The sequence below is a fragment of the Stenotrophomonas maltophilia group sp. Smal17 genome (assembly GCF_030237045.1).
In the GTDB taxonomy this organism is placed as follows: Bacteria; Pseudomonadota; Gammaproteobacteria; order Xanthomonadales; family Xanthomonadaceae; genus Stenotrophomonas; species Stenotrophomonas forensis.
In genome coordinates this window covers 51,333-77,515 of record NZ_JASJSU010000001.1, presented here as the reverse complement: position 1 = coordinate 77,515, position 26,183 = coordinate 51,333, and the positions used below count along the sequence as shown (strand labels likewise).

Annotated in this window: 30 protein-coding genes; 3 read left to right on the top strand and 27 right to left on the bottom strand. The window is 64.2% G+C overall.

Features of this window, described 5'->3' with window-relative positions; all coding sequences use genetic code 11:
• Positions 1–7: 7 nt before the first annotated feature.
• The 14 genes from QRO93_RS00475 to QRO93_RS00410 all read right to left on the bottom strand — a co-directional run bounded on the left by QRO93_RS00475 (position 8) and on the right by QRO93_RS00410 (position 11,621).
• A complete protein-coding gene (locus tag QRO93_RS00475; RefSeq protein ID WP_008266552.1) occupies positions 8–658 on the bottom strand; it encodes a hypothetical protein in 651 nt (216 codons plus the stop codon).
• 104 nt (positions 659–762) lie between these two features.
• Positions 763–1,104: a hypothetical protein gene (locus QRO93_RS00470; protein ID WP_006226014.1), complete on the bottom strand. Its 342-nt coding sequence runs from the start codon at positions 1,102–1,104 to the stop codon at positions 763–765.
• A gap of 102 nt (positions 1,105–1,206) precedes the next feature.
• Positions 1,207–1,533 (bottom strand): hypothetical protein, encoded by a 327-nt coding sequence (locus QRO93_RS00465; RefSeq protein WP_006226013.1) that lies wholly within the window; start codon positions 1,531–1,533, stop codon positions 1,207–1,209.
• A gap of 94 nt (positions 1,534–1,627) precedes the next feature.
• Positions 1,628–2,317: a DUF3275 family protein gene (locus QRO93_RS00460; RefSeq protein WP_006226012.1), complete on the bottom strand. Its 690-nt coding sequence runs from the start codon at positions 2,315–2,317 to the stop codon at positions 1,628–1,630.
• Positions 2,318–2,375: 58 nt separating this feature from the next.
• Positions 2,376–3,305: a DUF3577 domain-containing protein gene (locus QRO93_RS00455; protein ID WP_006226011.1), complete on the bottom strand. Its 930-nt coding sequence runs from the start codon at positions 3,303–3,305 to the stop codon at positions 2,376–2,378.
• Between the two features lie 366 nt (positions 3,306–3,671).
• Positions 3,672–4,025: a DUF3085 domain-containing protein gene (locus tag QRO93_RS00450; RefSeq protein WP_006226010.1), complete on the bottom strand. Its 354-nt coding sequence runs from the start codon at positions 4,023–4,025 to the stop codon at positions 3,672–3,674.
• 141 nt (positions 4,026–4,166) lie between these two features.
• The gene (locus QRO93_RS00445) at positions 4,167–4,979 is read right to left on the bottom strand and encodes a hypothetical protein (RefSeq protein ID WP_006226009.1); all 813 of its coding nucleotides are present in this window, start codon (positions 4,977–4,979) and stop codon (positions 4,167–4,169) included.
• A 287-nt stretch (positions 4,980–5,266) separates the two neighbouring features.
• Positions 5,267–5,545 carry a hypothetical protein gene (locus QRO93_RS00440; protein ID WP_003108989.1) on the bottom strand — a complete coding sequence of 93 codons (279 nt, stop codon included), beginning with the start codon at positions 5,543–5,545 and terminating at the stop codon, positions 5,267–5,269.
• A gap of 96 nt (positions 5,546–5,641) precedes the next feature.
• Positions 5,642–6,379, bottom strand: a complete 738-nt coding sequence (locus QRO93_RS00435) for a hypothetical protein (RefSeq protein WP_003098947.1) — start codon at positions 6,377–6,379, stop codon at positions 5,642–5,644.
• A 213-nt stretch (positions 6,380–6,592) separates the two neighbouring features.
• Positions 6,593–6,985 carry a hypothetical protein gene (locus QRO93_RS00430; RefSeq protein ID WP_003098949.1) on the bottom strand — a complete coding sequence of 131 codons (393 nt, stop codon included), beginning with the start codon at positions 6,983–6,985 and terminating at the stop codon, positions 6,593–6,595.
• 21 nt (positions 6,986–7,006) lie between these two features.
• Positions 7,007–7,219 (bottom strand): hypothetical protein, encoded by a 213-nt coding sequence (locus QRO93_RS00425; protein WP_073667573.1) that lies wholly within the window; start codon positions 7,217–7,219, stop codon positions 7,007–7,009.
• Between the two features lie 337 nt (positions 7,220–7,556).
• Positions 7,557–7,868 (bottom strand): hypothetical protein, encoded by a 312-nt coding sequence (locus tag QRO93_RS21595; RefSeq protein WP_003108988.1) that lies wholly within the window; start codon positions 7,866–7,868, stop codon positions 7,557–7,559.
• A gap of 336 nt (positions 7,869–8,204) precedes the next feature.
• Complete coding sequence (gene lspA, locus QRO93_RS00415; protein WP_003098955.1) at positions 8,205–8,705, bottom strand: signal peptidase II; 501 nt, start codon at positions 8,703–8,705, stop codon at positions 8,205–8,207.
• 3 nt (positions 8,706–8,708) lie between these two features.
• Positions 8,709–11,621, bottom strand: coding sequence for a heavy metal translocating P-type ATPase (locus tag QRO93_RS00410; RefSeq protein ID WP_003098961.1), 2,913 nt, complete (start codon positions 11,619–11,621; stop codon positions 8,709–8,711).
• Positions 11,622–11,712: 91 nt separating this feature from the next.
• Here QRO93_RS00410 and cadR point away from each other — a divergent pair, with 91 nt between their 5' ends.
• Positions 11,713–12,111 (top strand): Cd(II)/Pb(II)-responsive transcriptional regulator, encoded by a 399-nt coding sequence (cadR, locus tag QRO93_RS00405; protein WP_003098965.1) that lies wholly within the window; start codon positions 11,713–11,715, stop codon positions 12,109–12,111.
• 67 nt (positions 12,112–12,178) lie between these two features.
• Here cadR and QRO93_RS21590 read toward each other — a convergent pair whose 3' ends face one another.
• Positions 12,179–12,541: a DUF3703 domain-containing protein gene (locus QRO93_RS21590; RefSeq protein ID WP_196588568.1), complete on the bottom strand. Its 363-nt coding sequence runs from the start codon at positions 12,539–12,541 to the stop codon at positions 12,179–12,181.
• Positions 12,542–12,565: 24 nt separating this feature from the next.
• Complete coding sequence (locus tag QRO93_RS00400) at positions 12,566–12,769, bottom strand: hypothetical protein (RefSeq protein ID WP_023657334.1); 204 nt, start codon at positions 12,767–12,769, stop codon at positions 12,566–12,568.
• A 417-nt stretch (positions 12,770–13,186) separates the two neighbouring features.
• On the opposite strand from QRO93_RS00400, the gene QRO93_RS00395 reads away from it, so the two are divergent.
• The gene (locus tag QRO93_RS00395; protein ID WP_003098972.1) at positions 13,187–13,822 is read left to right on the top strand and encodes a cation transporter; all 636 of its coding nucleotides are present in this window, start codon (positions 13,187–13,189) and stop codon (positions 13,820–13,822) included.
• 723 nt (positions 13,823–14,545) lie between these two features.
• On the opposite strand, the gene QRO93_RS00390 is transcribed toward QRO93_RS00395, so the two are convergent.
• The 11 genes from QRO93_RS00390 to QRO93_RS00340 all read right to left on the bottom strand — a co-directional run bounded on the left by QRO93_RS00390 (position 14,546) and on the right by QRO93_RS00340 (position 24,856).
• A complete protein-coding gene (locus QRO93_RS00390) occupies positions 14,546–16,576 on the bottom strand; it encodes a DNA topoisomerase III (RefSeq protein WP_003116834.1) in 2,031 nt (676 codons plus the stop codon).
• Between the two features lie 283 nt (positions 16,577–16,859).
• The gene (locus QRO93_RS00385) at positions 16,860–17,300 is read right to left on the bottom strand and encodes a single-stranded DNA-binding protein (RefSeq protein WP_003098976.1); all 441 of its coding nucleotides are present in this window, start codon (positions 17,298–17,300) and stop codon (positions 16,860–16,862) included.
• Between the two features lie 73 nt (positions 17,301–17,373).
• Positions 17,374–17,901 carry a DUF3158 family protein gene (locus QRO93_RS00380; protein WP_003098978.1) on the bottom strand — a complete coding sequence of 176 codons (528 nt, stop codon included), beginning with the start codon at positions 17,899–17,901 and terminating at the stop codon, positions 17,374–17,376.
• Entirely contained in the window at positions 17,898–18,689 is a 792-nt protein-coding gene (locus tag QRO93_RS00375) for a PFL_4669 family integrating conjugative element protein (RefSeq protein WP_003098981.1), read from the bottom strand. The genes QRO93_RS00380 and QRO93_RS00375 overlap by 4 nt, the downstream gene beginning before the upstream one ends.
• A 429-nt stretch (positions 18,690–19,118) precedes the next feature.
• Positions 19,119–20,357, bottom strand: a complete 1,239-nt coding sequence (locus tag QRO93_RS00370; RefSeq protein WP_008264646.1) for an STY4528 family pathogenicity island replication protein — start codon at positions 20,355–20,357, stop codon at positions 19,119–19,121.
• 3 nt (positions 20,358–20,360) lie between these two features.
• Positions 20,361–20,921, bottom strand: coding sequence for a DUF2857 domain-containing protein (locus QRO93_RS00365; protein WP_003090097.1), 561 nt, complete (start codon positions 20,919–20,921; stop codon positions 20,361–20,363).
• A 14-nt stretch (positions 20,922–20,935) separates the two neighbouring features.
• A complete protein-coding gene (locus QRO93_RS00360) occupies positions 20,936–22,615 on the bottom strand; it encodes a ParB family protein (protein ID WP_004350508.1) in 1,680 nt (559 codons plus the stop codon).
• Positions 22,608–22,877 carry a hypothetical protein gene (locus QRO93_RS00355; RefSeq protein ID WP_003050422.1) on the bottom strand — a complete coding sequence of 90 codons (270 nt, stop codon included), beginning with the start codon at positions 22,875–22,877 and terminating at the stop codon, positions 22,608–22,610. The genes QRO93_RS00360 and QRO93_RS00355 overlap by 8 nt, the downstream gene beginning before the upstream one ends.
• Entirely contained in the window at positions 22,861–23,736 is an 876-nt protein-coding gene (locus tag QRO93_RS00350) for a ParA family protein (RefSeq protein WP_003098988.1), read from the bottom strand. The genes QRO93_RS00355 and QRO93_RS00350 overlap by 17 nt, the downstream gene beginning before the upstream one ends.
• A 42-nt stretch (positions 23,737–23,778) precedes the next feature.
• Positions 23,779–23,991, bottom strand: a complete 213-nt coding sequence (locus QRO93_RS00345; RefSeq protein ID WP_003090093.1) for an AlpA family transcriptional regulator — start codon at positions 23,989–23,991, stop codon at positions 23,779–23,781.
• A gap of 118 nt (positions 23,992–24,109) precedes the next feature.
• Positions 24,110–24,856, bottom strand: a complete 747-nt coding sequence (locus tag QRO93_RS00340; RefSeq protein ID WP_003098991.1) for a hypothetical protein — start codon at positions 24,854–24,856, stop codon at positions 24,110–24,112.
• A 450-nt stretch (positions 24,857–25,306) separates the two neighbouring features.
• Here QRO93_RS00340 and QRO93_RS00335 point away from each other — a divergent pair, with 450 nt between their 5' ends.
• A complete protein-coding gene (locus QRO93_RS00335) occupies positions 25,307–25,807 on the top strand; it encodes a DUF305 domain-containing protein (protein WP_003098996.1) in 501 nt (166 codons plus the stop codon).
• Positions 25,808–26,183 lie beyond the last annotated feature (376 nt).

The window sequence follows — 26,183 nt, the reverse complement described above, 5'->3', positions numbered from 1 at the left end:
GGGTGGGTCAAGCCGCCACCGCTTCCGGCGTCCAAATCTTGGCCGGATAGGGATAGGCGGTGAGCGCGTCACTGCGGATCAGGGAGCCCAGCGCCAAGCTCAGCGCCGGCACGTCGATGGCGAGCCGATGGCCTTCCAGCGGCCCGAGGGCGGACGGAAGGCGGGCCAGCATCTCGCGGCTTTGCAGCAGTTCCAGCACGGTCTCGCGCCAGTGGTCGAGCAGCGGCAACGGGCAGGTGTCCCGCACCAGCATCCACAGGCGGTCAAGCCGGTGGGCGCTGTCACGTGGCAGCAGTGCCAATGCGCTGGCGTTGGCCTTGTCGGGCTTGACGCAGCGCCGGTCGAACAGCCACACGTTGGACAGCGAACCGAACAGCGTTCGCCGGTAGGCGCGCGTGATGCGCTTTTCCAGGCGATCGACGTTGCCGATGAATACCGGGACGCTGCCGCCCTGGTCGGTGATGACGTGGAACTGGTCCAGTCCCTGCTCGTCGCGCCCGAGGGTCAGGCGTGCAAGGAACTGCTGGACGGCGGTGTCGCGCGCCCAGATGGACAGGAAGATCAGGTTGCCCTGGTCATCGCCGACGCAAGCGTCGGCCATAACGTCCGGGCATTCGTCGATGTGGAACAGCGTGGTGGATGAAGTGTGTGCGTGCATGGTGGTGTCCTCGATGAAATGAGGGGCAGCACCGCCCGCAGGGGCAGCGAATGCCCCGTTAGGGATGAAGGAATGCGGATAAGGTGTTCGATCCGCTTGGGCGTTCAGAACGTCTGTTCGGTGAACGAGCCGTCGGCCTGATGCTTGACTACACGGTTGCCAACGTTGCCCTCGCAGTCCTGTTGGACTTCGGTGAACATGCTTTCGGGCACGTCGATGTGGAAATGGCGCAGGACCACTCGGTAGTAGTCCAGGTAGTGGTTGAACGGGTCGCTCTCGTGCAGGTTGCTGTACAAGAAGTCGTCGCTCTCGACCTTCGCGGTATCGTCGATCAGCTCGGCCGGCTTTTCGATGAATAGGAAGAAGTAATTTGCCGGCCGGTCCCAGCCCAGTACGACGGTGATGGGAAAGCCCTTGTGAACGGTGTCGAAGTAGTGCCGACTCATGGTGATGTCCTCGGTGAATCGGAAACAGCACCGCCCCTGAGGCAGGTGCTGCCCCAAGGGGTGGAGAAAAGCCGCGCAAGCGGCGATGACGTGTGCCGGACCTCAGTAGTCCGAATCGCAACCGGACGGGCAATAACCCAGTTCGATTCCGTGCGAGCAGTAGCCGTTTTCGGCGTTCCAGTCCTGGGTTTCCTGCCTTTCGGCCGGTGTGGCGTAGCCCCATTCCTGTGCGATCTGCAGCGCCTGTGCGCGTTGCTCTTCCGGCAATCGACTGGCTTGCGCGTCGATCTCCGAACTGAAAAGCGTGACCCAGTGGTCCCAGGACAGGCCACAACCACGCTGGGCGTGCTCGGCGGCTGTCTTGCAAACAGCTCGCCACGCGGGTTCACCCAGCGAAGAACGGGGTGTATCGCAATCGATGGTGGACATGATGGAGACCTCCAGAAGAAAGCCGGGGGCCTCCCCGCATAGGGAAAGAGCCCCGGCGGGTGGATGAAGAACACCGCGCATGCGGTGTCTGCGATCACGCAGGTTGCAGTTCGGCCTGGCGGCTCCACTCCTGCGTTTTGAAGTCCAGCGCGTAGCCCAGATCGCCCAGGCGGGCGATCTGCGCGCGCAGGGCGCGGCGGTCGATGGTCGAATCCAATTTCACGGAATCGCCCAGCGGCCAGAGCAAGCCGAACAAAGCAACGTCGCCCTCTTCGGTGCTGCCAGGGGCAGCCGCCGCAGCGGGCGTCGGTGCATCCACACCGAAGGGCGTGGTATCGACCAGCGGGTCCGCCGAGGCCTGCACGGGTGCGGGCTTGGCGGGTCTGGAGGCCTTGGCGGGCTTGGCCGGCGTTTCCGCAGGCTGCGTCCCCAGCTCTTCATCGAGTGGATCGACTTCCTGGGTGGCGAAGCTGCGGGCCTCATCACGACTCAGTTTGTCGATGCCGTTGAGCGTCATGCCGTCGAGGTTTGCGCGCACTTCAAACCGCGCGCCGCCCGCGACCGGATAGGACTTCGCGAAGATGTAGCGAATGACGAAATCCCCGTCGTACTTTCCTTCGGGGTACTGCTCCAACTCCGCGTCTTTAACCGCGAACTCGCCGATGGGGGTAGAAAGGCGCCCAACCGTGAACGGGCCGTTCTTGCCCCGGATGGTCCGCAACGTGAGCTGGCCCGGGACGACGATGGGTAGGGCTGATCTCGTAGGTGCCGATGTGGCTGCCATGATGGTTCTCCTTGGACGAATAGGAAAAAGGCAAGGCCCCGTGAGGGGCCGTGCCGGATCAGAACGAAGCAGCCAATGCCGGCTCCTGCTCCTCGACTGCACATTCGGGCTCGCGCTCGGCGGGCTCGGCAGATTGGTAGGAAACGGCGTCGGCGGCAGTGTCGATGGCGTTGGCGGCTTCGGACGCGGGTGCGTCCTCCGCTGGCGCTGCCTCGGCATGCGCCTGGCTCGTCGGATAGACCTGGGTGCCGTCGATCTTGATCAGACCGATGTGGACCAGCGTCGATTCCAGGCTTGCGGCCGGTTCCCCAGCGTGCTCGCCCTTGGTGCGGATGTACGGATCGATCTTCATGTCGTTCAGACGAAAGGCGATCAGCACCTTGCGATCCCCTTCGATGGCCTGCACGCATCGGCGAACCAGATGCTCGGCTTCAGGGGTGGCGACGATCGTGTCGAAGTACCGATATTCCGGTTCATCGACAGGTCCGGCCAGCGCGGCGATGGAGCACGACAGGAACGGGTCACCATCCTTGGGGGTGACGTCCTTCGGACGGTTGAGGTAGCCGATGCCACGGGTGATCAACTCGTGCTGCTCGATCGAAGCCAGTTCGGCCCGCTCGATCAGCTCGGCCTTGAGCAGTCGCGCCTTGAGGGATGCGGCGGCCTGGCCTTTCTGTTCGCCCTTGTCGCGGATGTAGGCATCGCCCCAGAGGTCGCCGAGGCGAAAGCGCACCAGCGGTCGCTGCTTGGAATCGTCAACGCCGATGTAGCGCTGAACGAGCTTCTTGGCCTCGGCACCCGAGACCTTGACGTCGAAGTAGCGGTAGCTCGGGTCCCTGGCGGGGCCGACCAGCGCGGCGATGGTGCAGGCCAGGAAGGGCTGCGCACGGCGGCCGCCCCTGACGGGCACCTCACGGACACGCTGGAGGTAGCCGATGCCCGAGGTGTGGAGGTCGAAATACGATTTCTCGTTGGAAGTGGTGTTCATGGTGAATCTCCATAGGGAAAAGCGGAGACACACCGAGCCCACGCATGCGGGGAAAGGTGCGTAACCCCGCGGTGGGTTGATAAGGCGAAAGCATCCGCCACCAGGGACTGGTGGCCGCTCGCGGATGGATGCGGTGCGAGCTGGCTCGGTCACGCAGTGGAAACTGCGCCGCAACCTCGAAGACCGATGGTTGCCTGGCATGTCGCTGACAGCGTCAGCAGGCATGGGGTCAGCATGGCCGGGCCTCGCGCGCGCGACAGCAATCAATTGGCATCCGCGCGTTTCCCTTTGTCCACGCAGCCCGGCTCAGCGCAAAAGAAAGCCCCCGGTGTGGGGGGCTGCGAGAGTCGAGTGGCGGTTGCCGCGCTATGCGGGAGGCACCACCTCCAGCGACAGATGTGTGGCGGTGGCCGACAGCATCAGGTCGTCTTCGGTGTGCAGGATGCGCGTGAATACGCCGTCCTTCGGGTCGAAGTACTCCCCGAAGTCGTCGCCGCCCAGTTCGGCGCGCGCCAGTTCCCACCAGTCGTCGAACGGGTCGGTATCCGGGTTGCAGCCGACGGCATAGGCCAGCAGCTTCACACGCCCATCCGGGCGGCGCTCTCCCTGCTCGGCGAGGAAGTACACGCCCTGGTCCTTGACCAGGATGACGCGGCATTGGCTGGCGATGGCCTCGGTCAGCACGGGGCGCAGGTCGGAGCCTTTGAATCGCAGTGACATGGTTGAAATCTCCTATGTGGAATAGAGAAAAGGCCCTCCATCCGCATGGATGGAGGGCCTGTGGGCACATGGCCCATGGGCGAAACTTCGTGGCGGGACCCACGGGTCAGCCGTAGAACCGGCAGGATTCAGTTTCCGGCGTCATGCCGGCACCGCCTGGCGCTGCCGGGTAGCCTTGGCGTCGATCACGCTCACATCGATCAGGCGCCAACGTCCGTCGTCGATGAGTCGCTCCAGCACTTCGCCGAGCATGTCGAAATACACCTCGTCATGCCGATCGACCAATTCGCCGTCGCGATGCAGCTCCACCACGTAGGTGTCGCCGCCTCGGTCGTACAGCACCGTCACCCGGCCCTCGAACTTCGCGGTCGAGACCGTGAAGCTGATCGCCGGAGGCGTCTCGATGATCTTGGACGGCGTCGGATCGACCCAGGTGAAATCCCGGGCACCCGCATCGACCAGCATGTGGGTGATGCGCCGGAAGCCATCGGGCGCCGGCATTTCCTCCAACTGCTGGATGAGCTGACCCAGCTCCATGCACTGCGGCTCGGGAATGGGCAGCTTGGCCGGCGCGGAGCCGAGGATGTGCGTCTTGACGGTGTAGGGAATGCCGTCGGACGTCATCTCGGTGCGCTCTTCCGGCGTGTCCGCCCGCAGCCCATCGAAACGGCGCCGTGCGTAGGGTTGGACATGCACCTTGGCGCCTTCGTCGGGGACGGTGGTCACCAGCTTGGAATCGAGCACAGCGAACTCGCTCGGCTTGAGCTTGACGACGATGGCATCGTCGGTGATGGCGACTACCTTCCCGTCGAAGGGCTGGGGGTCGACGGCGAAGCCCAATGTCGAAGATTGCGGCTGATCGTCGAACACGCGGTACTTGAACGACCGCACGTTGCGGGGCACGTGGCCTGCGACTAGCGAAGGCATCATGGATTTGATGAGGGAACGGTCCATGGGAATCTCCTTGAGGAAGAAACAAGGGATTCCCCGCCCGCAAGGGAGAGGTCCCTTGTGGGTGGTGTGGATGGACGCGGTACGTCCGTGGAAAACATCGACCAGCACGGCTTCCCGTGCTTGCAGCCTTGAAGGTCTTGGCTGCCTGGGCATGTGTCGGCAACGCCGACGAACATGGGGCAAGAATGGCCCGGGAGTAAGCGGCCCGCTTGCAGGAAACGGCACCCCATCGCACCCGCTTTCCAGCGCTGCGGGCGAGAAAAAGCCCCTCGAAAGGGGCTTGGGGGTCAGGCTTCGTACACGAAGTAGTGTTCTCGCTGACGCGGGAAGAACACGTGCTTCCACGTGTCGCCGCTTGTGTTGCCACCGTCGAATACGACCATTTCGTAGTCGTCAATGTCGGTGTCCACCAGATCGGCGCTGTCGATATGGCGCATGTGCAGCGTACCGCTCATGCGCTCGAACACCAGGATCTGGCCGATGGCGTCGTCCTGGCTCATGGCGTTGACGCAGGCTCCAAGCTGATTCTCGAAGTCGGGCGTGGGCAAGATGAGATCGGGGAACATGAGATTGCTCCTATGGAATTGAACCAGCCCGGCTCCTGGTGGGAGGCGGGCTGGCATATGGGGGATAAAGGGGAAGGCTTGCGCGTCGCGTGTCTGCTAGGTCTCGGCCAGTGGCAAGCCCAGTAGCGCGGGTGCGTCGGCATCGAGGATGAGGATGCGCACATCTGCCTGGCCGGCCAGTTCAAGGATGTTCGCCAGGTCGTCAGGCATGCCCTTGTCGCGGTGCTCCTGTCGAAGCTGCTCAGCACTGATGCCCTCGGCATATTCCAGGTTCTTGTCTGTCCAGGGCGTGGAGATCAGCTTGACGCCAATCGCCGGGCTGTACGGAACCCGAAAGGCGATGAACAGAAAAGCCTCCGGCGTGGCGAGGTCTGCCAGGTTGGCGAGGTACTGGCCGGTTTCCTGGCAGATGTGCGCGCTGCTGACTTCCCAGCACCGGCTGTAATAGCCGGTCTCGAAACTCAACCGCTGCACCACGTCTCGCGCGGCTTCGGCCGAATAGGTATCACCGACATGGACCGGGCGGCCGTCGAGGTCGTCGCCATGGATGGCATAGACCACGGCGCCCACCACGCCTTCGCCGTTGATGCCTTCAACAGCATCACATTCAGCAATCAGCTCGTCGCTGATGGCGTCAGTGCCGCTTTTGATCAACGCGAAGTCGCTGGTGACGATGCAAGGCGATGAGATCAGGTCGTTGTCGGAAAGATGCGCTTGGCTCGTGTGGATGGATCGCCAGACATGCGGGCTTCCGTCCCCGTAGCAGATGCACAGCGTTCGGACGACTCTCAGATTCCAGTAGCCGCGTACAAAGGGATTGGGATTCTGGGTCATGGAATTTCTCCAGATTGAATAATGGAGCCAATTCCCGCCACCGGGAATTGAACCCCGGTGGGTTGAAAGTGGAAAAAGCGTCAGGCGGCACTGATCGAGGGCTTTGGGCCAATCGGCGCAGGCTGACGGAAGAAAAATCGAGGGACATGGCCGCGTGGACGCATGTCCCTCATGGGCAGTGAACAAAAAGACGGTGGTATGCCGCAGACCGGCTCACCAACCGCTGTAGTTCACCAACAGATCGGCGATGACCTTGCGGCGTTGCAGATCGAGACCATCGAAGTCCGACAGTCCTTGGAAGTGGCAGCGCTTGAGCATGGCACCGCCCTCGCGCGCGTTGTAGAAGCTGAACATGGCGGACAGGAACATGCGTTCCCCGCTGCTCAGGACGCCGAGTGCGTCGTTGGCACGCAGCATGTCGGGACGCAGATCCCACTTGCTCTTTGCCTGGTTCAGGCCTTCGCGCGTGCCGTCGCCAAACCATTGCGGGCCTGCGATCTCGACGCCGCGCTTCCAGACCTCGAAGAAGGCTTGGGGCGCGGCGGCGAAATGCTGCTCTTCCCGCATGATCTGATCGACGACTTCCTGGGGCAAAAGCTGGTTCATGACGTGGTTCCTCCAGTTGGATCAGGGTGTGGCGAGCTGGGACCCGCCGCCTCTTTCGAGGGCACGTTGAGCCGCGGCATAGCTGCGGAAGTACTGGCAGGATTCCCGCGAAACGGGACCTTCTGTATCGCGCGTGCCGATGTAGTGGCCGGCGGCGCTATGCAGGATTTCGAGCGGCAGGAACTTGCCGCAATGGATCAAGGCCAACTGGCCGAAAGAGGCTTGCTGGGACATGGACGGGCTCCTTGGAAAAAGCGGGGCCTCGTCCCTCACGGGATGGCAGCTCCCGCACGCGGTTGAGAAAAAAGCATCGGCGTCACGGGTGACGCGCGTCCGCAGACTCGATGCGATGGCGGACTGGCGGGTAGCGCGGAAAGAATCCGCGGCAGCCTGGAAACTCTGGCTGCTGGCATGGTGCTGACGAATCAGCGACACATGCGGGCAGCTTCATGCGCGAGGCGAGCCGCGTCAGCCGGAAATCGGCATTTGCAACAGCCCCGATTGGCGAACGCGGAAAAAAGAAAGCCCCGCAATAAGTGCGGGGCTGTCAGGAGGATGAGGCGAAACTGGGTCAGCGAGGCCTGTCGCCCAGTACATGCTGCTTCCACAGGGCGAATGCCTCGTCCGGTCCCAGCTCTGCGAGGATGACGATGGGCTGGCCCCGACGGGCACGCAGCGATGCGAAATACGCTGGCCGGTCGGCGATGGCGTTGAGCTTGATGCCCTTTAGGAACAGCAACTGGCGGGGGCGAACTTTGGTGGTAACGCAGGCATGATTGCGCTTGTTTGGGGCAAAAGGGCCAGCGAAGCGGGCGGACACGGCCAGAAAACCGCGACGAACTACTTGTACTTGCCAGGCGAGGCGAACGGGTGACATCAGCATATCGCTATGCGGTAAAGAAGACCGTCCTAAAGCTTGCAGGATCCCGGCATAGCTTCATCATCACCTCTCCGTGACGGCTCATTGGAACGAAAAAGGCCAGCATCGCCGTGATGGACTTTCATAATTGCCAGGTCAACTGGCTTGCGTGCTGTTTATTCACAGCAAGGCATTGCGACGTCGTTGCAGCAATCGCCGCCATCGCAACAGGGCGTTGCAGCAAAAGCGGCGGTGGGCGCTAGCATGAGGGCCAAGCCGCGGCCGCTCATGCTGGGGGCCGTTCTCTTCAGATTGGTGTCCTGCACCGTGTGCATTGCGAATTTCCGGATCGTCCCAATGTCACTGGGACTCCTTTGTGGCGGCCGGGTTCTCCACGCTCATGAACGACTGGGCCACCAGCGCGATCGCCCCGCCCACGATGGCCATGTCAGCGATGTTGAAGGCGGGCCAGTGCCAGCCGTGCAGGTGAAAGTCGATGTAGTCGATAACGTGCCCGCGCGTGGCGCGGTCGAACGCGTTGCCCAATGCGCCGCCCAGAATGAGGCTGTACGAAAGGCCTTCCGTTTTGCGCAGCGGCCGGGAGAGCAGCCATGCGAGCCATGCCGATATTGCGAACGCGATCGCCAGAAAAAACCACCGCTGCCAGCCGCCCGCGCCAGCAAGGAAGCTGAACGCCGCGCCGGGATTGAGAGCGTGAACTAGGTTGAAGAATGACGCCACCTCGTGCGACCAACCCAAGGGAGTTGTCGCGTCAATGTAGCTCTTAGCTGCCTGATCGCCGGCGAATATAACGATCGCGAGTGAGTACCACTGCGTCTTGCGAAGAGATGGTTCATCCATTGTTCATGCCGCCTTGAACTTCAGGAGGCGCAGCCCATTGACGACAACCAAAAGACTTGCCCCCATGTCAGCGAACACAGCCATCCACATGGTGGCATGCCCTGTGAACGTCAACGCAAGGAACACCGCCTTGATGCCAAGGGCCAGAACGATGTTCTGCGTGAGGATCGCCGCAGTGCTACGCGACAGCCGGATGAAGGCGGGGATCTTGCGCAGGTCGTCGTCCATCAGGGCGACGTCGGCTGTTTCGATCGCGGTGTCGGTGCCGGCCGCGCCCATGGCGAAGCCGATGTCGGCACGGGCGAGCGCGGGCGAATCGTTGATGCCGTCGCCCACCATGCCCACCTGGCCCTCGCCGCCGACCAGGCTTTCGATGGTCTTGAGCTTGTCTTCGGGCAGTTGGTCACCACGGGCTTCAGAGATTCCGACCTGGGCAGCGATGGCCGCGGCCGTGTGCTGGTTGTCCCCCGTCAGCATCAGCGTGCGCACACCCAGCGCCTGCAGGTCGGCCACCGCCTCACGGCTGGTTTCCTTCACGGTGTCGGCCACTGCAAAAATGCCGAGCACGGTCGCATCGTCCATCAGCAGGATCGCTGTCTTGCCTTGGCGCTCCAGGGTCTCCAGCCGAGCCTGGAGCGTCGCTTCGCTCAGGCCCAGCTCCTGGGCGAGCCTGTGGTTGCCCATGTGCAACATGCGCCCGGCGACGCGGCCGCGCACGCCGCGGCCAGGCAGCGCCGCGAAGTCGTCGACCTCGTGCAGCGCGATGCCGTCACGGTTCGCCTTGCGGGCGATGGCCTGAGACACAGGATGGTCCGAGCGTGCCGCGAGGCTTGCGGCCCAGGCGGCAACTTCCTGCGCCTCGCCGATCAGCGGCACGAAGTCGGTCTGCTCGGGCTTGCCATGTGTGAGTGTGCCGGTCTTGTCCAGGGCCAACGCCTTGAGCTTGCGCCCGCCCTCCAGGTAGACGCCACCCTTGATCAGGATGCCGCGTCGGGCGGCAGCGGCCAAGCCGCTGACGATGGTGACCGGCGTGGAGATGACCAGAGCGCAGGGGCAGGCGATCACCAGCAGTACCAGGGCCTTGTAGACCCAGTCAAACCATGCGCCGCCGAAGGCGAGCGGCGGCACGACGGCAACCAGCACGGACACCGCGAACACCGCCGGCGTGTAGACGCGGGCGAACTGGTCGACGAAGCGCTGCGTGGGCGCACGGCTGCCCTGCGCGGACTCCACGGCATGGATGATGCGCGCGAGCGTCGAGTCGCTGGCGCCTGCGGTCACCTTGTATTCGAAAGAGCCGGTCTCATTGATGGTTCCGGCGAAGACCTGGTCACCTTCGGCCTTCTCGACGGGCAGGCTCTCGCCGGTGATGGGCGCCTGGTTGATGGCCGATCGACCCGAGGTGATCAGGCCGTCCAGTGCGATGCGCTCGCCAGGACGCACGCGGACCACCGCGCCCTTTGCGACCTCCTTGGCCGGCAGCTCTGTCCATGAGCCATCGGCCTGCCGCACGGTCGCGGTCTCGGGCGCCAAGTCCATCAGCCCCCGAATGGCGTTGCGGGCGCGGTCCAGCGACTTCGCCTCGATCACTTCCGCCAACGCGAACAGGAACATGACCATGGCGGCCTCCGGCCAGTGGCCGATCGCCATGCCGCCGGTGACCGCGATGGCCATCAGGGCGTTCATGTTCAGGTTGAGGTTCTTCAGCGCGATCCAGCCCTTCTTGTAGGTGCTGAGGCCGCCGGTGAAGATCGAAACCAGTGCCAGCACGATCACGGCCCAATGATTGCCGTCGTTGACCCAGTACACGCCTTCGGCGGCCACCGCCGCAACGCCCGAAACCGCCATCGGCCACCAATTGGTCTTGTGCGCGGCCACCGGGGCATCGCGCGGCTCATCAGTCCTCTGGACCTCGGCTTCCATGCCCAGCGATTCGATGGCTTCGACTGCCGGCTTGATCGCGTCGGGTGTGTGCCGAACCGTGAGCGTGCGCTGCATCAGGTTGAAATCCATTCCCTGCACGCCCGGCATGCCTTGCAGCTTGCCGCGGATCAGACTTTCCTCGGTCGGACAGTCCATCTTCGCGATGCGAAGTACCGTGGTGGCTGTCTGCATGTCCTGCCGCGCAGCCTGCATTCCAATGGAAGCAAGCGCCTTCTCGATCGGCGCTGAGGTCGCCAGCGTGTGCTGGACTCCCAGCACACGCTGCATCAGATTGAAGTCGAGCGCGGTCACACCCGGCAGCTTGCCCAGCCGGTCGCGGATCAGCGCTTCTTCCGTCGGGCAATCCATGTTCTCGATCCGGTACGTCACCCGCTCGCCGATCGGCGGCGCGGAAACGGCAGCGGTTGGTTGCTGCTGCAGGGCCGAGGATGGGATCACAGCCGCGGCTTCGATCGGCCCCGTGTGGCCGAAGGTCTGCTCCTTGGCGCGCATGCCGATCGAGGCCAGGACCTGCTCCATCTGCGCGCGTGCCTGAGCGAGGTGTTTCACCGACAGGGTGCGCTCAGCGAGGTCGAAGTCGAGGTCCTGAATTCCCTCGACTGCCCCGAGGTGCGAGCGGATGAGTTTCTCCTCGCTCGGGCAGTCCATGTTCTCGATGCGGTAGGTGGTCGACACGGCGGCGTCTCGGACAGCCTGAGCCTTCATGCCCACCGAATTCAGCGCTTGCTCCAAGGCATCGGCCGAGACTTCGCGGTGCGAAATGGTCAACAAACGCTGCGGAAGATCGAACAGGAGCCGCTCGACACCGGGCATGCCCTCCAGCGTTCGCCGCACCAGTGCTTCCTCATTGCGGCAATCCATGTTGCTCACGTGGAAAACGGTGGTTTCAGTGCTGGCCTGCTCACTGGCGCACGCCGTCTGTTGGCCATTGCCGCCGGAGCAGGCGCATGGGCTGGAAGGTTCTTTGTTCATAGATCGCTCTTCATTGACAAGGTTTTCCCCGGATGCCATCATTAGAAAACCTCTAGTAGATATAGAGTCAAGTTTTTTATAGGAAGCAACCATGATGCGGATCGGTGAACTGGGCAAGAAGGCAGATTGCTTGGTGCAGACCGTGCGCTTTTACGAGTCAGAAGGCTTGCTGCCCGAGCCTGCACGTAGCGAGGGCAACTTCAGGCTCTATGACGAAGTCCATTTGCAGCGCTTGCTGTTCATCCGCCGCTGCCGGGCGAAGGACATGACGCTGGATGAGATCCGTCAACTGCTGAACTTACGGGATCGGCCAGAGTTGGGCTGCGGCGAGGTGAACGCGCTGGTCGACGCTCATATCGCGCAAGTGCGGACCAAGATGAAGGAATTGCGCGCCTTGGAGCGCGAGTTAATGGATCTGCGACGCTCCTGCGATAGCGCCCGAACCTCGCGCGAGTGCGGCATTCTCAACAGCTTGGCCGAGCCCGCCTGAAGCTCGAGCGTGTCATCGGTGCTGGAAGTGATCGGGTCCAGTTCTGAGAGCCACGTGCCGCGCTCCATCATGCGAAAGCGCGCGGTTCTGACGTTTTGAGACGGCGTGCGACCGAGGGCGTGGCCCACAGGAGCCAGCGCGAGCCGGACGACCTGCGCGCCGCAATCTCCGCCACCTTACGGGTTCTCCAGGCCAGACCGAGCATCGCGGCGTGGCTGCGCAGGTGCAGGTGCAGGCCAAGGTAGCAGTGCGCCACGACGCGGCCCGACTCATGGGCACGCCACGCAACTCGCGATCGCTTCGCAAGAAGCCGCAAGGCCCGACTCGCGCAAGAATGCGACGTGGGCAAGATCGTATAGCCAGCAGCGCAAGCGTTTGCCGCTGCTGGCCGGCTCCGGAAGGGATAGACAAGCTGCGGGCCGTAGTCCATTGGAAAGTCCATCTTTCTTGAGTGTCACTCTTTGGCGCCCAGCGTGTGCTTTTGCGACCGGAAAGCGCTGAACAAGTGGCCCCCGGGCATCCAGAAATCGCCGTAGTTGACTTGGGCGTCTTCGTGCTCACGCTTGTGATGCCAGCGATGGGCTTCAGCCACCCCGATCAACAATCCCAACGGCCCGACCCGGTATCCCAGATTGGAGTGCTGGAAGGCCAGATGCACGACCAAGAAGCCGAGCCATGCGCCGACGGCCAACCACAGCTTGGAACGCCGCTACTGGCTCAACGGGGAGTGGAAAGGCCGCCCGCCCTCTAGCAAGGCGGCACAAGCGAGCGCGACGATCACTGTGAGTAGCTCCGTCGGAAAAGACGGCCGGCCGGTCGCGAGCTCGCCGAAGAGCACAACCGCAGTGGCGCCACGGATCAGTGGATAGCAGCCATACCGGATGACAGTCGCAATGAAGGGGGCGCATTGGTGCTCATCTGTTCTGTCCTAAAGCTCTGACTGGATTGGAAAACCTTCTAGCTACGGTAGAGTCAAGGGCGTCCGGGAAGACCCTGTGGCAAGTTCGTTGCATCTGCGCCTTGACTCTCCAGCCGCTACAGGCTTCAGCATCCATCGATTTGGAAGGAACAATGCATGGCTGAAAACCACAGAAATCACGAAAACGACGAGTTGGGCCGCCTAGATGCGAGCGATGCGAAGGACCGAAAGATTCTTCTGACTGTGTTGCTGATCAACCTGACGCAGTCCGCCGCCGGCATTGCCCTTGGCATCTGGGCTGGCTCTACGGCGCTGATGGGCGCCGGGTTGGACAACCTCGCCGATGCGTCGGTCTATGCGGTTAGCCTGTATGCCGTCGGTCGTGCGGCAACGGTCAAGGTGGGCGCGGCCCGCTTGTCGGGTTTCTTGCTAATCGGCCTGGCCGCGCTGCTGCTGTTGGAAGTCCTACGCCGCTTCGCTGGAGGGGAAGAGCCTGTCGGCCCAGCCATGATGGCCATGGCCGCGCTGAACGCGGCTTTGAACCTAGTGTGCCTCAGACTACTGCGCCGCCATCGCGGGGAAGATGTGAACTTCAAGGCGTCAGCGATCTTTACCAGCAACGACTCCATCGTCAATGGTGCGATTGTGCTGTCCGGGGTGCTGGTGATGGGGTTCGGGTCGAACATCCCGGATCTGGTGCTGGGCGTCATCGTGGCCGCAATCGCAGCGAATGGGGGGCGGGAAATCCTGCGCGAAGCATCGGAAACAGCTCGCCGTAAGGCGGGCACATAAGGCATGTTTTCGCCCAGTTCATCCCGAGGTTTACCTCTGCAAAAGAGGTAGTCCAGCCTTTGGGCTACGGCCTCGGCTGCAGCCGAGCGTACCATTGGCGATGGCCGCGCGATAGGCGGGCATGCCGTTCTCGACCTCCGTCTGCCGTACAGCAGCGGTGCGCAAGGTTGAGGGTGCATGTCGTCTCTCCTGTTCGTGTGGCCCAGGCCAATGGCCGGGCCGGGACGTTGATGGGCAGGAGAATGGCGCCGAAGGCCCAACGGCCTTCGGCTCGGGAGAAAAGAGGAACCACCCGTGGGCTGATTGGCAGGCCCGGTCGTCGCTAGAACCGTCTGCTCATCAAGCAATCACACCCGGCCCATGTCGTGGCTGGGGCCGGCATCGTCTGGCGCACATCCGCGCACAAAGGGAGCCCGTTTTTGCACCGGCGGGCACCGGCACCGATTACCGCTGACCACGAAGGGTCTCCCGGTGGCTCGTGCAGCCTGGCAAGCCACCGGGAGACCCTTCGCAGAGGGCGGAAGAAACGCAGATCAACAGAACGCGCGTGGTGCGGCTCGCAGAGAAGCTACCTTCAGGTCCCGCGGCCGGGGACGGCTGGGCGGGACGCGCACACGGATCAAGAAGGCGTTGCGCGCTGGGCGTCCCGCAGGGCATGCGGCGGAGTGCGGGACAGGGGCCACGCCGCCGAAGGCGGGCACGGCTCACGGGGAACGGGGGCGGTCAGGAGCCTTTGCGGCCGCTACGGCGCGGGCGCGAGGCGCCGCGCTTGGAGCTGCCGGATTCGACTGGCAGCGTGCCTTTGCAGTCCGGGTAGCGGCTGCACGACCAGAACGGGCCGCTCTTGCCGCTGCGCTGGCGCGTGGGTGCGCCGCACTGCGGGCATGCCGGCCCTTGGGGAACCTTGATGGACAGGGAGGCGCTGCCGTACTGCGCAATCAACTGCGAAATCCACGCGGCCTGCTTGCCGATGAACACGTCCAGGGTGAGCTGTCCGGCCTCGATCATGTCGAGCGCCTGTTCCCAGACGGCGGTGGTGCCAGGGTCGGCAATCGCCGCAGGCACGGCATCGATCAAAGTGAAAGCCGCATCCGAGGCGCGGATGGCGCGCCCCTTCTTCACGAGGTAGCCGCGAGCGATCAGGCCGCCGATGATGTTGGCCCGCGTCGCTTCGGTGCCGATGCCAACCGTATCCTTGAGCTTCTGCTTCAGGCGGGGATCGGACACCAGCTTGGCGACGCCTTTCATGGACTTGACCAACTCGCCTTGCGTGTACGGTTTGGGCGGCAGCGTCTTGAGTGCCTTGAGATCGACGTCGGCCACCTGGCATGCCAGGCCCTCATACAGTTTCGGCAGCGCGGGCAGCACCTGGGCGCGGACCGCAGTATCGCCCTCGCCATCACCGTCTTCGGCCTGCGGCTCGGCGAGCACCTGGCGCCAACCCGGGATGACAACCTGCTTGCCCGTGGCCGCCAGGTTCTGCCCCCCGCACGAAAACTTGGCCACAGTGCGGTCGAACTCGTGGTGAGGGAGGAACTGCGCCAGGTAATGCGACCGGATGAGCCTGTACACGGCCAGTTCCTTCTCGCTCATGGCGGAGAGCTTCGCCGGTTCGAGCGTCGGGATGATGCCGTGGTGCGCCGTGACCTTGCCATCGTTCCAGGCGCGCGAGCGCTGCGAGCGGTCGAGCTGGCCCATGATCGAGCGCAGCGAGGGATCGGTCTTGAGCAGGCTGTCGAGAACGGTGGGCACTTCGGCAAACATGCTCTCGGGCAGGTAGCCGGAGTCCGAGCGGGGGTACGTCGTGGCCTTGTGCGTCTCGTACAGGGCTTGGGCAATCTCCAAGGTTTCCTGCACGTCCAGCCCAAGCTGCTTGGAACACACTTCCTGCAAGGTGCCCAGGTCGAACGGCAGCGGCGGGCCTTCGCGGACACGCTCAGTCTCCACCGACACGACGTGGGCACTGCCCGCAGCGCGGATCTGCTGCATGGTCTGCTGTGCGACCGGCTGCCGCAGGCAGCGGCCTGCGTCGTCGGTGCACGCATCGGGTGGAACCCATTGCGCGGCGAAAGTCGAACCGCCTGCGAACAGGGACACGGCGATGGCCCAGTATGGTACGGACACGAAGCGCGCGATCTCGCGGTCGCGGTCCACAACGAGCTTGAGCGTCGGGGTCTGTACGCGGCCGACCGACAGCACGCCGTCGTAACCCGCCTGTCGCCCCAGCACCGTGAACAGCCGGCTCAGGTTCATGCCCACGAGCCAATCCGCACGGGAGCGCGCCAGCGCCGAGTGGTACATCGAAAGCGTCTCGGCCGAAGGCCGCAGCTTGCCCAGTGCCGCCCGAATGGACGCATCGTTGAGCGCCGACAGCCACAGGCGTTCGATGGGGCCGCGGTAGCCGCAAAGCTCCACGATCTCGCGGGCGATCAATTCGCCCTCGCGGTCGGCATCGGTGGCGATAACCAGGTGAGTCGCCTTCGCCAAGAGCGCCTTGACGACCTTGAATTGCGTGGCGGTCTTCGGTTTGACCTCGACCCGCCAGTGCTGGGGAATGATGGGCAACTGCTCAACGGACCATCGTTTGAGCTGCTCGTCGTAGGCCTCGGGCGGCGCCGCCTCCACGAGATGGCCGATGCACCAGGTGACCGTGACGCCGGAACCGTTGAGGCAGCCTTCACCGCGCTGCGTGGCGCCGAGAATCCGGCCAATGTCTTTGCCCTGGGAGGGCTTCTCGCACAAGAACAGCCGCATATCCGTCCATCCCGATTCCTGTTGTTCATGGAGTTGCTGGGATCGAGGATGCCGAGCGCAGCCCCTGGCAGCAGCAAACAAGCCGCATGCGGCAGCGACCGCTTTCACGCCGATGAAATGGCGAGTGCGGGGAAGGTGCGTGGCCGGAAGTGTGCGGGCCGAGAGCCGCGATTTCCGGGAGCGCGCGTGGAACTCGGTGGACGTTGGTGGAGCTATCCCCTGGGGATAATTCGCAGCGCATGGAGGGCGGCGAAGCACTGCGGCAGCCGCCCTCCATGCCCGATCACTTCCTGCGCTTGGTCTCTTTCGGCGCCGTCGATTCCTGGGTGGCCTGGGGCTTCGGCTCTGCCTCCTGTGGCTTCGGGCTGAGGGCCACAGACTCGATGCGGTACGGCAGGATGCCGACACTGCGCGCGTTGACCTGCCAAGTCTCACGCGGCTGATCTTCGTTGTCCGTCCAGGGGTCGCGCTCCATGCGGCCGACGACCAGCACCCGCATGCCCTTCTGGTAGAGCTGCTGCCAGCGGTCGGCGTCGTGGTGCCAGAGTTCCACCGGCGCCCAGAAGCCGCCGCGGTCCTCGAACTCGCCGCCCTTGGTGGGGACGGGGTTGTCGAAGTACACGTTCAGCCGGAGCAACCGGCGAGGATCGTCGTTGCCATTGGGGAATTCGCGGTACTCGGGAGGCGATCCGATGTTGCCCTCGCCGATGAATTGTGTGCTCATGTTGGAATCTCCGTGGTGGTTGAAATACCCGTGCCTCGTTGGGCTCGGGCGCGTGCTCGGATGGCAGGCGCAATCACCGATCGCGCACTGCGGCAGGAACGGACGCGAGCCGGCGCAGGTAGGTGTTGTCCGCCTGCGCGGCCTTGCTGGCGCATTCCTGTGCTTGCCTGCCCAGGGTGTGCAGCAGGCTGATCTGCATGTTCAGCATGACGCGCTGCAGTTCGATCTCGTGCAGGTCGTGCAGCAGGTTGACCGGCGTGCTGGGGCTCGCCATCAGCTCCTGCCACAACGCCACGCCCATGGCCGATCGATCGTGCTTGCGCCAGCGAAGAAAGGTCGTGCCTGCGCCAGTGGTCTGCTGGGCCAGCTCGACGGGAAGCAGGTGGAAGGGATGCCCGCACGCCTGTGGCAGCACCTGTCGCTGCGCCAGGGCAATCAACTCGTCGCGCATGGCGAAGCACTGGCTGGCCCAGGCCTCGAAGTCCCCTTTACCTTTAAAAGGCTTTAAAAGGCCTTTTAGAGAGGCCGCGTGTTCCAGCCGCATGAAGGCTGGCTGTTCCAGACGACGGAAGTAGCGCGGTTCGCGGTTCGGGTCGCTCATGCCGGTTCGTCCTCGCCGGCGGCTGTGGACTTGGCCTCGGCCGAATCGGCGGCAGCGCCTTCGTCGGTGGGAGATGCGGCTGCGGCAGCGCTATCACCACGCTGTTGCAGACCACGGCGCACGACGGGCGGCGCAAACTTCGAGCGGCGCATGCCTTCGAGCACGTCCTGCGGCAGTTCGCCGAACTTCTCCAATGCTGCCCGAGCTGCGGCGTTCTTGGCCGCGAAGTCGTCGCGGGTGCAGCCCGAGTAGCGGTATTGCTGGGCCAGGCTGAACAGGCTGCGCAGCGCGTGGGCACCTTCGTTGAGCCAGCGCTCCAACGTCGAGCGATCGATCAGCGCGGTGTGGTGGGCGAGGATCAGCTTGCGCGCGATGTCGTCGTAGTCGGCCAGGAGATAGACGGCGGCAAAGCCCAACTGCGCATTGACGAACAGCGGAAGCTTGACGGGCTGCACGTTGAGGTTCTCGCCCAGGGTCAACGCGGCGGGCACGCCGGCCAGGGCCTGGTCCACCTGGTCGCGCAGCGTCTGCAGCGTGGTCCTGGTCTGGTCGAGCTTGTCTTCGATGCGAAGCATCCACCAGTCGCTGTATGGGTCGTCCTGCTCCGAGCCGCGCTTCATCTTGTTCATGACGGCGATGTAGCCGTTCAGGCCGACGATGCCCGGTCGCCCCTCGGCGGCGGCGCGGCCATGCCAGATGCGCGAGGCGTGGTGGGTGTGCAGCGTCAGCGACATCGCGCTGCGCAGGGAGCCGAGGTTGAGTTGCAATGGTTCGTTGCTGGTTGCCATGGTGATCGCTCGCTGGTGGACAGGGAGCCGCCAGCATCCGCATGCAGCGGAAGGCAGTCAGTCAACAAACCGAAATGAGCCGACCCCCGGTTCTGTGCGCGCTGGCGGCGCAGCGCGCAACGGTCCCCTGGGGACCGCTCCGCAGATGGGCACTCACATCGGCGTTCCCGTCCTCGGTTGTTGACGGTATGCGTGCTGCACCGCACGTCGCGCTGCCGTTCGACACGATCCTTCGCCGCGCAGCCGTCCCCAGGGGACCGTTCCGTTGAGCGCCATGGAGGTCTGCTTCATGGTCTTGCATGCGCTCTACTCAGGTTTTGCGCAGCATGTCGCGCCGTCGCCCGGCGCTTCACCGCACAGCCGTCCCCAGGGGACCGTTTCTGCCGACCGCCATGGAGATCTACTTCACGGCTTTGACAAGCCCTGTGCTCAGGATTTGCGCAGCAGATCGCGCAGGCGCTCGATGTGCTGCCGGGCCACCTCGGGCGGCACGACGTTGCGCGGCGGCTCGGTTGGTGGCGCTCGCGCCGCCGATGGTGTTGGCGGTGCCGGGCCGGTCTGCTTGGCCCAGGCATTGAACTCGCCGCGCATGGCGCGCTGGATGATGCCGAACAGATAACCGGCGGGGTTGCGGATGCCATGCTTGCCGCACCGTGCGGCCCATTCGTCCAGCACGGCCTGCCGCAGGGCAGCGTCCACCTGCTGCAACGCCATCTTGGCTCCGGCCTGCTGTTCCGCCTTCAGTTCCGCGAAGCGCTTGGGCCATTGCAGGTCGCCCAGCGCACGCGCCTGCGCGGTAGTACGTACTTCATCAATACGACTACTACGTACTGTACGGTCCTGCTTCGAATTCCGAAGAGCGCCGTCTGGCGCGGGTTTCGGCCCTGCTTCGGATTCCGAAGATGGGCGATCGCCATTCCGAAGAAGGCTCGCGGGCCCTTCTTCGGAATCGTGGACCGCATCCTCCTGTGGATAACTTTCGGAGGCGGTGATGCCCTGGTCGGCCAGGCGCTCGGCGAGCACTTGCAGCCGCGACGGCAAGGTGCGTCCGGACAGCATCGGGTCGTCCGCGATCTCCTGGAGGGTGTTGAGTCCCACCACCTGGACGGCCTTGGCCGAATGCCCCAGCGACTGGCTGACCAGGGCCAGGTAGTCGGCGTCGAGTTGCATCGCCTCGAACGGCGTCAGCGGTTCGTCGTGCAGGACGTAGAGGTTGCCGAGGATGCGACCGGTCTTGGGGTCGCGCCGTCGTCGCACGAGGCTCAGCCAGCGCGTCAGGCGCAGCAGCGTCAGCGCCCGCGCCACGGTCTCATGGGAGGCCTGGCCTGCGCAGGGCATCGACGCCAGCCAGGGGCGCAACTGCTCATAGGTGGGAAATGCCGTGACGCCATCGTCGTTGAGCATCAATCGGAACACCTGCCAGGCGTTGCGCTCCAGCGGTGTCAGGCGGCGGTCGAGGAACAGCCGCCGCGGCACGCTCCCGTGCCGATTGCCACTGAACAGGAAGGCGTCGCCGGACGTAGGAGGCGTGGGCGTTGGAGCAGGCAGGGACGCGGGAGCGCCAGAGCTGGACTTGGGCGCGAGGTCCTTCAGCGCAGCGTCGAACAGGTCGGCGAGTGCGATGGGGCCAGGGCGCTGGGCTCGTGGGGCGGTGTCGTCCACGGCCATGGCCTAGCCCAATCCCTGATCGACCCAGTTCCTGATCGCGGCCCAGACCACCGAGAGCGGCAGCGACATGCCCTCGGCCAGGTCCATGGCCGCATCGAGAATCGAGGTCTCGTCCTCCAGATCGACGTTCCTGCTGCTGGTCACGGCTTTCCATTGCCGCCACAGTTCGGTGTCCTGGGTCTCGTCCAGGACGGGGTGGCGCCCCTTGCGCTTGGGCAGGCCGAGGATCTCCCGCCGCAGGGCGACTTCCTGATGGGTCAGGCCATAGAAGCGGCTGACCATCTCCGTGCTGGCCCCCAGCCGCAGCATGCGATCGACCGTGGCGATTTCCTTCTCCACGTCCTGTGCCTGGTTGAGCAGGCGCTGCAGCACTTCGCGGTTGACCGTGACCGAGCACCACGAGACGCTGGCGTTGGCCAGCACGCTGATCAGCGCGGGGTGCTTGAGCGCATCCAGCTCGGCCTCGCCGAAGCCCATGGCCTTGCAGCGGCGCAGTTGGCCGTTGCGAAGGTCATACAGCGCCTGGGCAATCACGGCCTGGTTGAGCGGATGCGATGTGGACATGCGGCCTCCCTCGCTCACGTCCCGGGCGCCGTGGTGCCGGCTTCCAGGTCCAGCAGACGCCGGGCGAGGCGCAGCAGCCGAAAGAGCTTGACCAACGCCGTGTCGCTCAAGCGCCTTGCGCCGCTGCCATGGCCTTGGCTCTGGCCGTGCAACAGGGTCGGCAGGTCGGCGGCGAGCTGCGCGCCGTCCAGGCCCGCTTCGGCGACGGGCTGACCCGTCAGGGAAGTGAGCAGCGTCAGCACCGCGCGGCCGAGCGGCGACGGGGCTTGGCCGCGGGCGCGGCACGCAAACCCGATGCCATCGGCGCGATCCTCGATGCACTCGTCCAGGCCTGCCTCCCCGGCGATCTCGCGCGCGAACTGCGCGATGTGGATGCGCAGCCGATCGGGCGTGTCCAGGCCGGCGTCGATGTACCAGACGTCGGAGATCGGATAGAGTCCGCCGGCTTGCACCGGGATGGACTGCAGCACGCTCGCCGAGAAGTCGGGCGGCAGCGCATCGCCCAACTGGTCGGCGACCATGCGCTGGATCGATTGGAGCCGTTCTGTCGTCGGTGCTGGCGAGACGATGTGCTCGCGAAGCAGATCGCCCGGTGCGGCCGGCTGGCTTCCCGTGGCCGCTTCGCCAACCGCCGTGTCGTCGTGGCGCAAGGTGGGCTCGGACGCCGGAGGGCTGGCGGGTGGAGGACCGGCCGCCGCTGCAGGCGTGGCGATGGACGATGCTGCGCCCGGCGGAGTCGGCGTGCCGGCGGTGGGCGAAGGCAACGCCGGCTGCGCCGCAGGTGGCGTCGGGTCACTGACCAGCGCCCGGTGGCGGCTTTCCGATTCGGTCAGGTCCAGCGCCAGCACGTCGTAGCCGATGCCCAGCAGCTCGGACATCTGGCCGATCAGCTCGTCTTGCACGCGCTGCGGCGCGAACTCGTCGCCCTGCGTGTCGAACTGCGCCAGCACCTCCTGAAAGAAACTGTCGAAGTCCAGCGGCAGCGAACGGTCCTTGGCGTAGTGCTCCCAGGTGCGTTTGCAGGCCGTGCGCATGACCGACAGCCGCTCGACCTGGTGGCGCCCCAGGCCGCCATAGAGCACAGTGGGAATGGCGGGCAGCAGGTAGCGCACCGCGTCGGCCATGCGGGTGATGTGCGACCGCTGGACGGGGAAGCCATCGGCCGCCAGGCGGCGGGCCAGTTCCGACTGGCTCAGGGCGGCGCCGCTCTCCTGCTCGTAGAACTCCCGTGCTTTCTCGACGCCGAGCGCGCGCTCGATGAACGTGAGGCCGCCGCGCAGTTCGTTCTCGGCAAGATGCCCGGTCAGCGCGACGATTTCACCGCGCTCCGGCCATGGTCGGAACAGGCACGATATGCGGAAGAAGCGTTCTTCCTTGGTCTCCGACCAGAGTTCGCGCAGGATCGCCAGTCGCGTGTTGCCGCCGTTGCGGATGATGTAGTGGTCCTCGCCGGGCCTGCGCGTGATGGCCGGCGCCGCGTCCAGGCCGCGCTCGCGGATGGATGCCTTGATTTCCTCGTAAGCCGGGTTGCGCTTCATGCGCGGGTCATGGTCGTAGGGCCGCAACTGGTCCAGCGTCACGACCATGGGCGTGTCCGCGATCGGGTCGCTCAAGGCCGTAGCCGCTGGGCCGCTGCGCTCGAAGCCGGCCGCGAGCAGCTTGCCTGCCATGTCCTGCGAGGTCATGTCAGCCATGGCCGCACCCCTCGCAGTCCCCACGACCGCCGGCCGGCGCCATGCGGGCCTCTCGCTCGGCGCGGCGGATCTGCGCACGGGCGTTCAATTCGGCCCGGTGGTCACTCGCTGTCGAACTCGTGTAGATCGCCGCGCAGCCGGCCTTGGTGAACTTGAGGTGCCCGCCCGGCGTGCGCTTGACGTGCCAGCCCTCACCGACCGCGAACTCGATCAGGGCGCGCAGCCGCTTGTGGCCGCGGGCCAGCTCATGTGCGTTCGCCATGGGGCCTCCCAGGATCAAGAGGTCGCTGCGGGCGGCCGGATACTTGAGCCAGTCGGTCCTGCCATTGCGGGAACAACTCGCTGGCGAGCGCGCGCATCGTGTCGAGCGCGGCAGGGGCGACTCTGCCGGGCGGCTGGCGGTGCTCGACCCGATGCACCGGCAGGCCGCGCGTTGCGGCACGTGGATACGCTTCTATGGCCGGCACGTCGGTGGCGAGCACGCGGATGCCGGCGCTGTCCTGGAACAGGTCGCGCAAGGCCTGCTGGATCAGCCGTGCGTTGGCGGACACCGGGTGGACGCGGTTGATGAGCAAGTGCAGCGGCGGCGGTTCGATGCCCAGGTGCCGGTACGGCGCAATGTCTTCGAGCAACTGCATGGTGCCGCGCCGCAGCTCGCGTGCCGCGAGGATCTCCGGCGTGACGGGCGACAGCGCGAGATCGGAGGCGAGCACCGCCATCTCCAGCAGCACGGAACGCGCGCCCTGGGTGTCGATCAGCACCAGGTCGTAGAGGGGAGCAAGTGCTGGCAGCAGATGCCGCAACCGCAGGCGGCCATCCGGCGCATGCAGCAACAACGTGTTCAGCTCGCCCCGGTGGTCGTCGGACAGCACCAGGTCCAGGCCCGCGATGATCGTGCGGGACACGAGCTGGCCAAGGTCGCGCTCGTTGAAGGCCAACAGCTCATAGATGCCGCCCGGCGCGCGCTGGGTCAGTTCGTAGTAGGAGGACAAGGTGGGCTGCACGTCGAGATCGAGCAGCAGCACGCGCAGGCCCGCGTCCGCGGCGAGCCCGCCCAGGTTGGCGGCCGTCGTGGTCTTGCCGACGCCGCCCTTCGTTGAAATGATGGACACGACCTGCATGGCGCTCTCCGGCTGGGAATGGGAAGTCCGCGGGAGAGCGGGTCAGGTCCGGTGGTTGAGGCGCTCGGCGATCCACTGGTCGATTTCGATCGAATCCCAGCCGACAGCGCGCACGCCCAGGCGCAGCGCCTGAGGGAACTGGCGCTTCTTCATCAGGTTGTAGATGTGGGCGCGTTTGAAGCCGGACTTCGCTTCGACTTCATCGAGCCGCAGGATGCGGCGCTCGTTCGGCGGGAGTACAGGGGTCTGCGACATGGCGGTCACTCCTGAACGCTCGGTGGCGTTTGTTGGCGTGACCTCTATTCAATAGACCTGGCTGCGGAAAGACATTGCAAATGCAATCTCCGCGATTGCACATACAAGCTGGATAACCTCATGCGCTTGCGCTACGAACGTACCTCTTAGCGTTGGCGAACTTTCCGTTTAAGGTGCGCTCAGTGATGCCCATGGTGCCGCCGTAGTGGGCGACCAATGCAGAGACAAGGGCCTCCTGCGTTTTGAAGCTGGAATAGGGCACGCCTGAAGGCGACTGGCTCAGCATCAGCGTCAACATCCCTCCAATGATGTTGAGATAGGTCGTTTCCGCCCGTTCGCTGATCTCGCATTGCTTGGATGCCAACAGCACCGAGGATTGCTTGAGTAGCGTGTCGTGCTGCTCCTGCAGTTCTCGCATCTCACGTCGGGCTTGTTCAAGCGCGGCCTGAAGGGCCAGCCGCTCCACGAGGATCGCCTGTCCTGTTTCCATGGTGATGAAAGGATGCGCCATGCGTTCGCCACGGCTGAACAGAAATCCTGGCCGGTGCTCGGGATAGTGGGTGCGCATCCAGCGTTTTAGATCGACATGGCGAACAGTCAGATCCAGAGAATTGAGCAGGTTCGGATCATTGAGCGTGATCCCGTTCTTGCCGTAGGGCAGCTCTCCGTTGAGGATGCCGTCATAGATACGTTCCGAGTGCAGCCGGCACTCATTCCATCGAGGGCAGTTCAGCGACCGAGGCAGGACACGCGGTGACGCGATCGTGGCCAGGATCATCGGGAGATACCGCAGCAACCCAGCCCATCGGATGGCCGCCTCGATGGGACGATAGAACACCTTTGATGTTGAAATGTCCTTGTGCATGTCTTCGTCTCCTTTCGGGTGCGCTACATCACCGGCTCCTTTCTTGCCCAAGGGCTGTTGTGTCGTTATGGCCTGCGACGGACGCTTGAGGCGATGCCCTAAGCGAAGGCGGAGGAGGCCATTGGCGTCCGCCGCAGGTGGCCTTGTCTTGCTTGATATGCAAGAATCGATCAGTTGCCGGCCCATCGAGCGATGAGGACGCAAGCTCGATATTGGCGCTCACGGTACCAGCGTCATAGGTGGCGCAAAGCCCATCAAGACCGATTTGGTATGGTCTGATATCCAGACGGTTCAAGACCAGCGAGTTGAAGCGTTCGACGCCCCTACGTCCAGTTGGGGACTGGAAATCAGCGGTTAGTGATGCATCGCTCCACATGCTGATATATCGACAAAGTATCTGCCGCAGTACCAGTGACCCTGCCAGGTTGCCCCAGCACATAGGAGACGGAGATGGCTGAACATTCCCATGAACATCAACATCACACATCCGGTCAGATGGGTAAGCACGGCCGACCATACGCCAAGTTCTGGGTGAACATGGTGTTGGGCCTCGTCGTCATGTACTTCGTAATGTTCAGCATGATCGACGGCGCCAGGGACTTCAGAAACAATCTCAACATGCTCTACATGGCGGTCACTATGTGGGCGCCAATGGGCATCTTCATGCTAGCGACAATGCCCGGCATGTTTCCAAACCGGCGGCTCAATCTCGTGCTGTACGGCTTGTTTGCCGTTCTCACACTCGGTTCTTTTGCCGCTACCCGTGCTCAAACCGGAATCGGCGATCGACAGTTCATCGCGTCTATGGTCCCGCACCATTCGGGAGCGATCCTCATGTGCCGCGAGGCGCAGCTCTCAGATCCGGAACTCGTCAACCTATGCCAAGCGATTTCCGATGGCCAGCGCGCGGAGATCGAGCAGATGAACCGGATTGCTGCACGCCTTCGTTGAGGCTGGCTGCCACTACACTGGCGCCGCGTTGCGCTCCGGCGAAGTTAGCCGCAGCGATGTAAAGATGAGTACTTGCGGTGTTCCGATGCCGGCGGTTGTGTCCTACAGCCGTCCAGGTGCCAGGTAGTCCACGCGACACCACCCCGCGCTGCCTGCGGAGCGAGCGCAAGTCATGATCGTCGCAAGTTGGAGTTCGATAGCGAACCCGCTCAGCAGCTGGACGCATCAGGCGTAACGACGGGTGGATGGATCATCCTTGGACGCTGGTGGAAGTGGTTGGATGAACTTTGTTGCCGAGGGCGAAAAACAAGGCTATAATTGAGTTCTTCGCTGATCACCACAGTGGAGAAAGTGATTGGGAAACAGAGACTTAGCG

Excerpts from the sequence above, each read along its gene's own strand:
- QRO93_RS00475 (WP_008266552.1), bottom strand. The coding sequence starts at position 658 with ATGCACGCACACACTTCATCCACCACGCTGTTCCACATCGACGAATGC.
- QRO93_RS00470 (WP_006226014.1), bottom strand. The coding sequence starts at position 1,104 with ATGAGTCGGCACTACTTCGACACCGTTCACAAGGGCTTTCCCATCACC.
- QRO93_RS00465 (WP_006226013.1), bottom strand. The coding sequence starts at position 1,533 with ATGTCCACCATCGATTGCGATACACCCCGTTCTTCGCTGGGTGAACCC.
- QRO93_RS00460 (WP_006226012.1), bottom strand. The coding sequence starts at position 2,317 with ATGGCAGCCACATCGGCACCTACGAGATCAGCCCTACCCATCGTCGTC.
- QRO93_RS00455 (WP_006226011.1), bottom strand. The coding sequence starts at position 3,305 with ATGAACACCACTTCCAACGAGAAATCGTATTTCGACCTCCACACCTCG.
- QRO93_RS00450 (WP_006226010.1), bottom strand. The coding sequence starts at position 4,025 with ATGTCACTGCGATTCAAAGGCTCCGACCTGCGCCCCGTGCTGACCGAG.
- QRO93_RS00445 (WP_006226009.1), bottom strand. The coding sequence starts at position 4,979 with ATGGACCGTTCCCTCATCAAATCCATGATGCCTTCGCTAGTCGCAGGC.
- QRO93_RS00440 (WP_003108989.1), bottom strand. The coding sequence starts at position 5,545 with ATGTTCCCCGATCTCATCTTGCCCACGCCCGACTTCGAGAATCAGCTT.
- QRO93_RS00435 (WP_003098947.1), bottom strand. The coding sequence starts at position 6,379 with ATGACCCAGAATCCCAATCCCTTTGTACGCGGCTACTGGAATCTGAGA.
- QRO93_RS00430 (WP_003098949.1), bottom strand. The coding sequence starts at position 6,985 with ATGAACCAGCTTTTGCCCCAGGAAGTCGTCGATCAGATCATGCGGGAA.
- QRO93_RS00425 (WP_073667573.1), bottom strand. The coding sequence starts at position 7,219 with ATGTCCCAGCAAGCCTCTTTCGGCCAGTTGGCCTTGATCCATTGCGGC.
- QRO93_RS21595 (WP_003108988.1), bottom strand. The coding sequence starts at position 7,868 with ATGCTGATGTCACCCGTTCGCCTCGCCTGGCAAGTACAAGTAGTTCGT.
- lspA (WP_003098955.1), bottom strand. The coding sequence starts at position 8,705 with ATGGATGAACCATCTCTTCGCAAGACGCAGTGGTACTCACTCGCGATC.
- QRO93_RS00410 (WP_003098961.1), bottom strand. The coding sequence starts at position 11,621 with ATGAACAAAGAACCTTCCAGCCCATGCGCCTGCTCCGGCGGCAATGGC.
- cadR (WP_003098965.1), top strand. The coding sequence starts at position 11,713 with ATGATGCGGATCGGTGAACTGGGCAAGAAGGCAGATTGCTTGGTGCAG.
- QRO93_RS21590 (WP_196588568.1), bottom strand. The coding sequence starts at position 12,541 with ATGGACTACGGCCCGCAGCTTGTCTATCCCTTCCGGAGCCGGCCAGCA.
- QRO93_RS00395 (WP_003098972.1), top strand. The coding sequence starts at position 13,187 with ATGGCTGAAAACCACAGAAATCACGAAAACGACGAGTTGGGCCGCCTA.
- QRO93_RS00390 (WP_003116834.1), bottom strand. The coding sequence starts at position 16,576 with ATGCGGCTGTTCTTGTGCGAGAAGCCCTCCCAGGGCAAAGACATTGGC.
- QRO93_RS00385 (WP_003098976.1), bottom strand. The coding sequence starts at position 17,300 with ATGAGCACACAATTCATCGGCGAGGGCAACATCGGATCGCCTCCCGAG.
- QRO93_RS00380 (WP_003098978.1), bottom strand. The coding sequence starts at position 17,901 with ATGAGCGACCCGAACCGCGAACCGCGCTACTTCCGTCGTCTGGAACAG.
- QRO93_RS00375 (WP_003098981.1), bottom strand. The coding sequence starts at position 18,689 with ATGGCAACCAGCAACGAACCATTGCAACTCAACCTCGGCTCCCTGCGC.
- QRO93_RS00370 (WP_008264646.1), bottom strand. The coding sequence starts at position 20,357 with ATGGCCGTGGACGACACCGCCCCACGAGCCCAGCGCCCTGGCCCCATC.
- QRO93_RS00365 (WP_003090097.1), bottom strand. The coding sequence starts at position 20,921 with ATGTCCACATCGCATCCGCTCAACCAGGCCGTGATTGCCCAGGCGCTG.
- QRO93_RS00360 (WP_004350508.1), bottom strand. The coding sequence starts at position 22,615 with ATGGCTGACATGACCTCGCAGGACATGGCAGGCAAGCTGCTCGCGGCC.
- QRO93_RS00355 (WP_003050422.1), bottom strand. The coding sequence starts at position 22,877 with ATGGCGAACGCACATGAGCTGGCCCGCGGCCACAAGCGGCTGCGCGCC.
- QRO93_RS00350 (WP_003098988.1), bottom strand. The coding sequence starts at position 23,736 with ATGCAGGTCGTGTCCATCATTTCAACGAAGGGCGGCGTCGGCAAGACC.
- QRO93_RS00345 (WP_003090093.1), bottom strand. The coding sequence starts at position 23,991 with ATGTCGCAGACCCCTGTACTCCCGCCGAACGAGCGCCGCATCCTGCGG.
- QRO93_RS00340 (WP_003098991.1), bottom strand. The coding sequence starts at position 24,856 with ATGCACAAGGACATTTCAACATCAAAGGTGTTCTATCGTCCCATCGAG.
- QRO93_RS00335 (WP_003098996.1), top strand. The coding sequence starts at position 25,307 with ATGGCTGAACATTCCCATGAACATCAACATCACACATCCGGTCAGATG.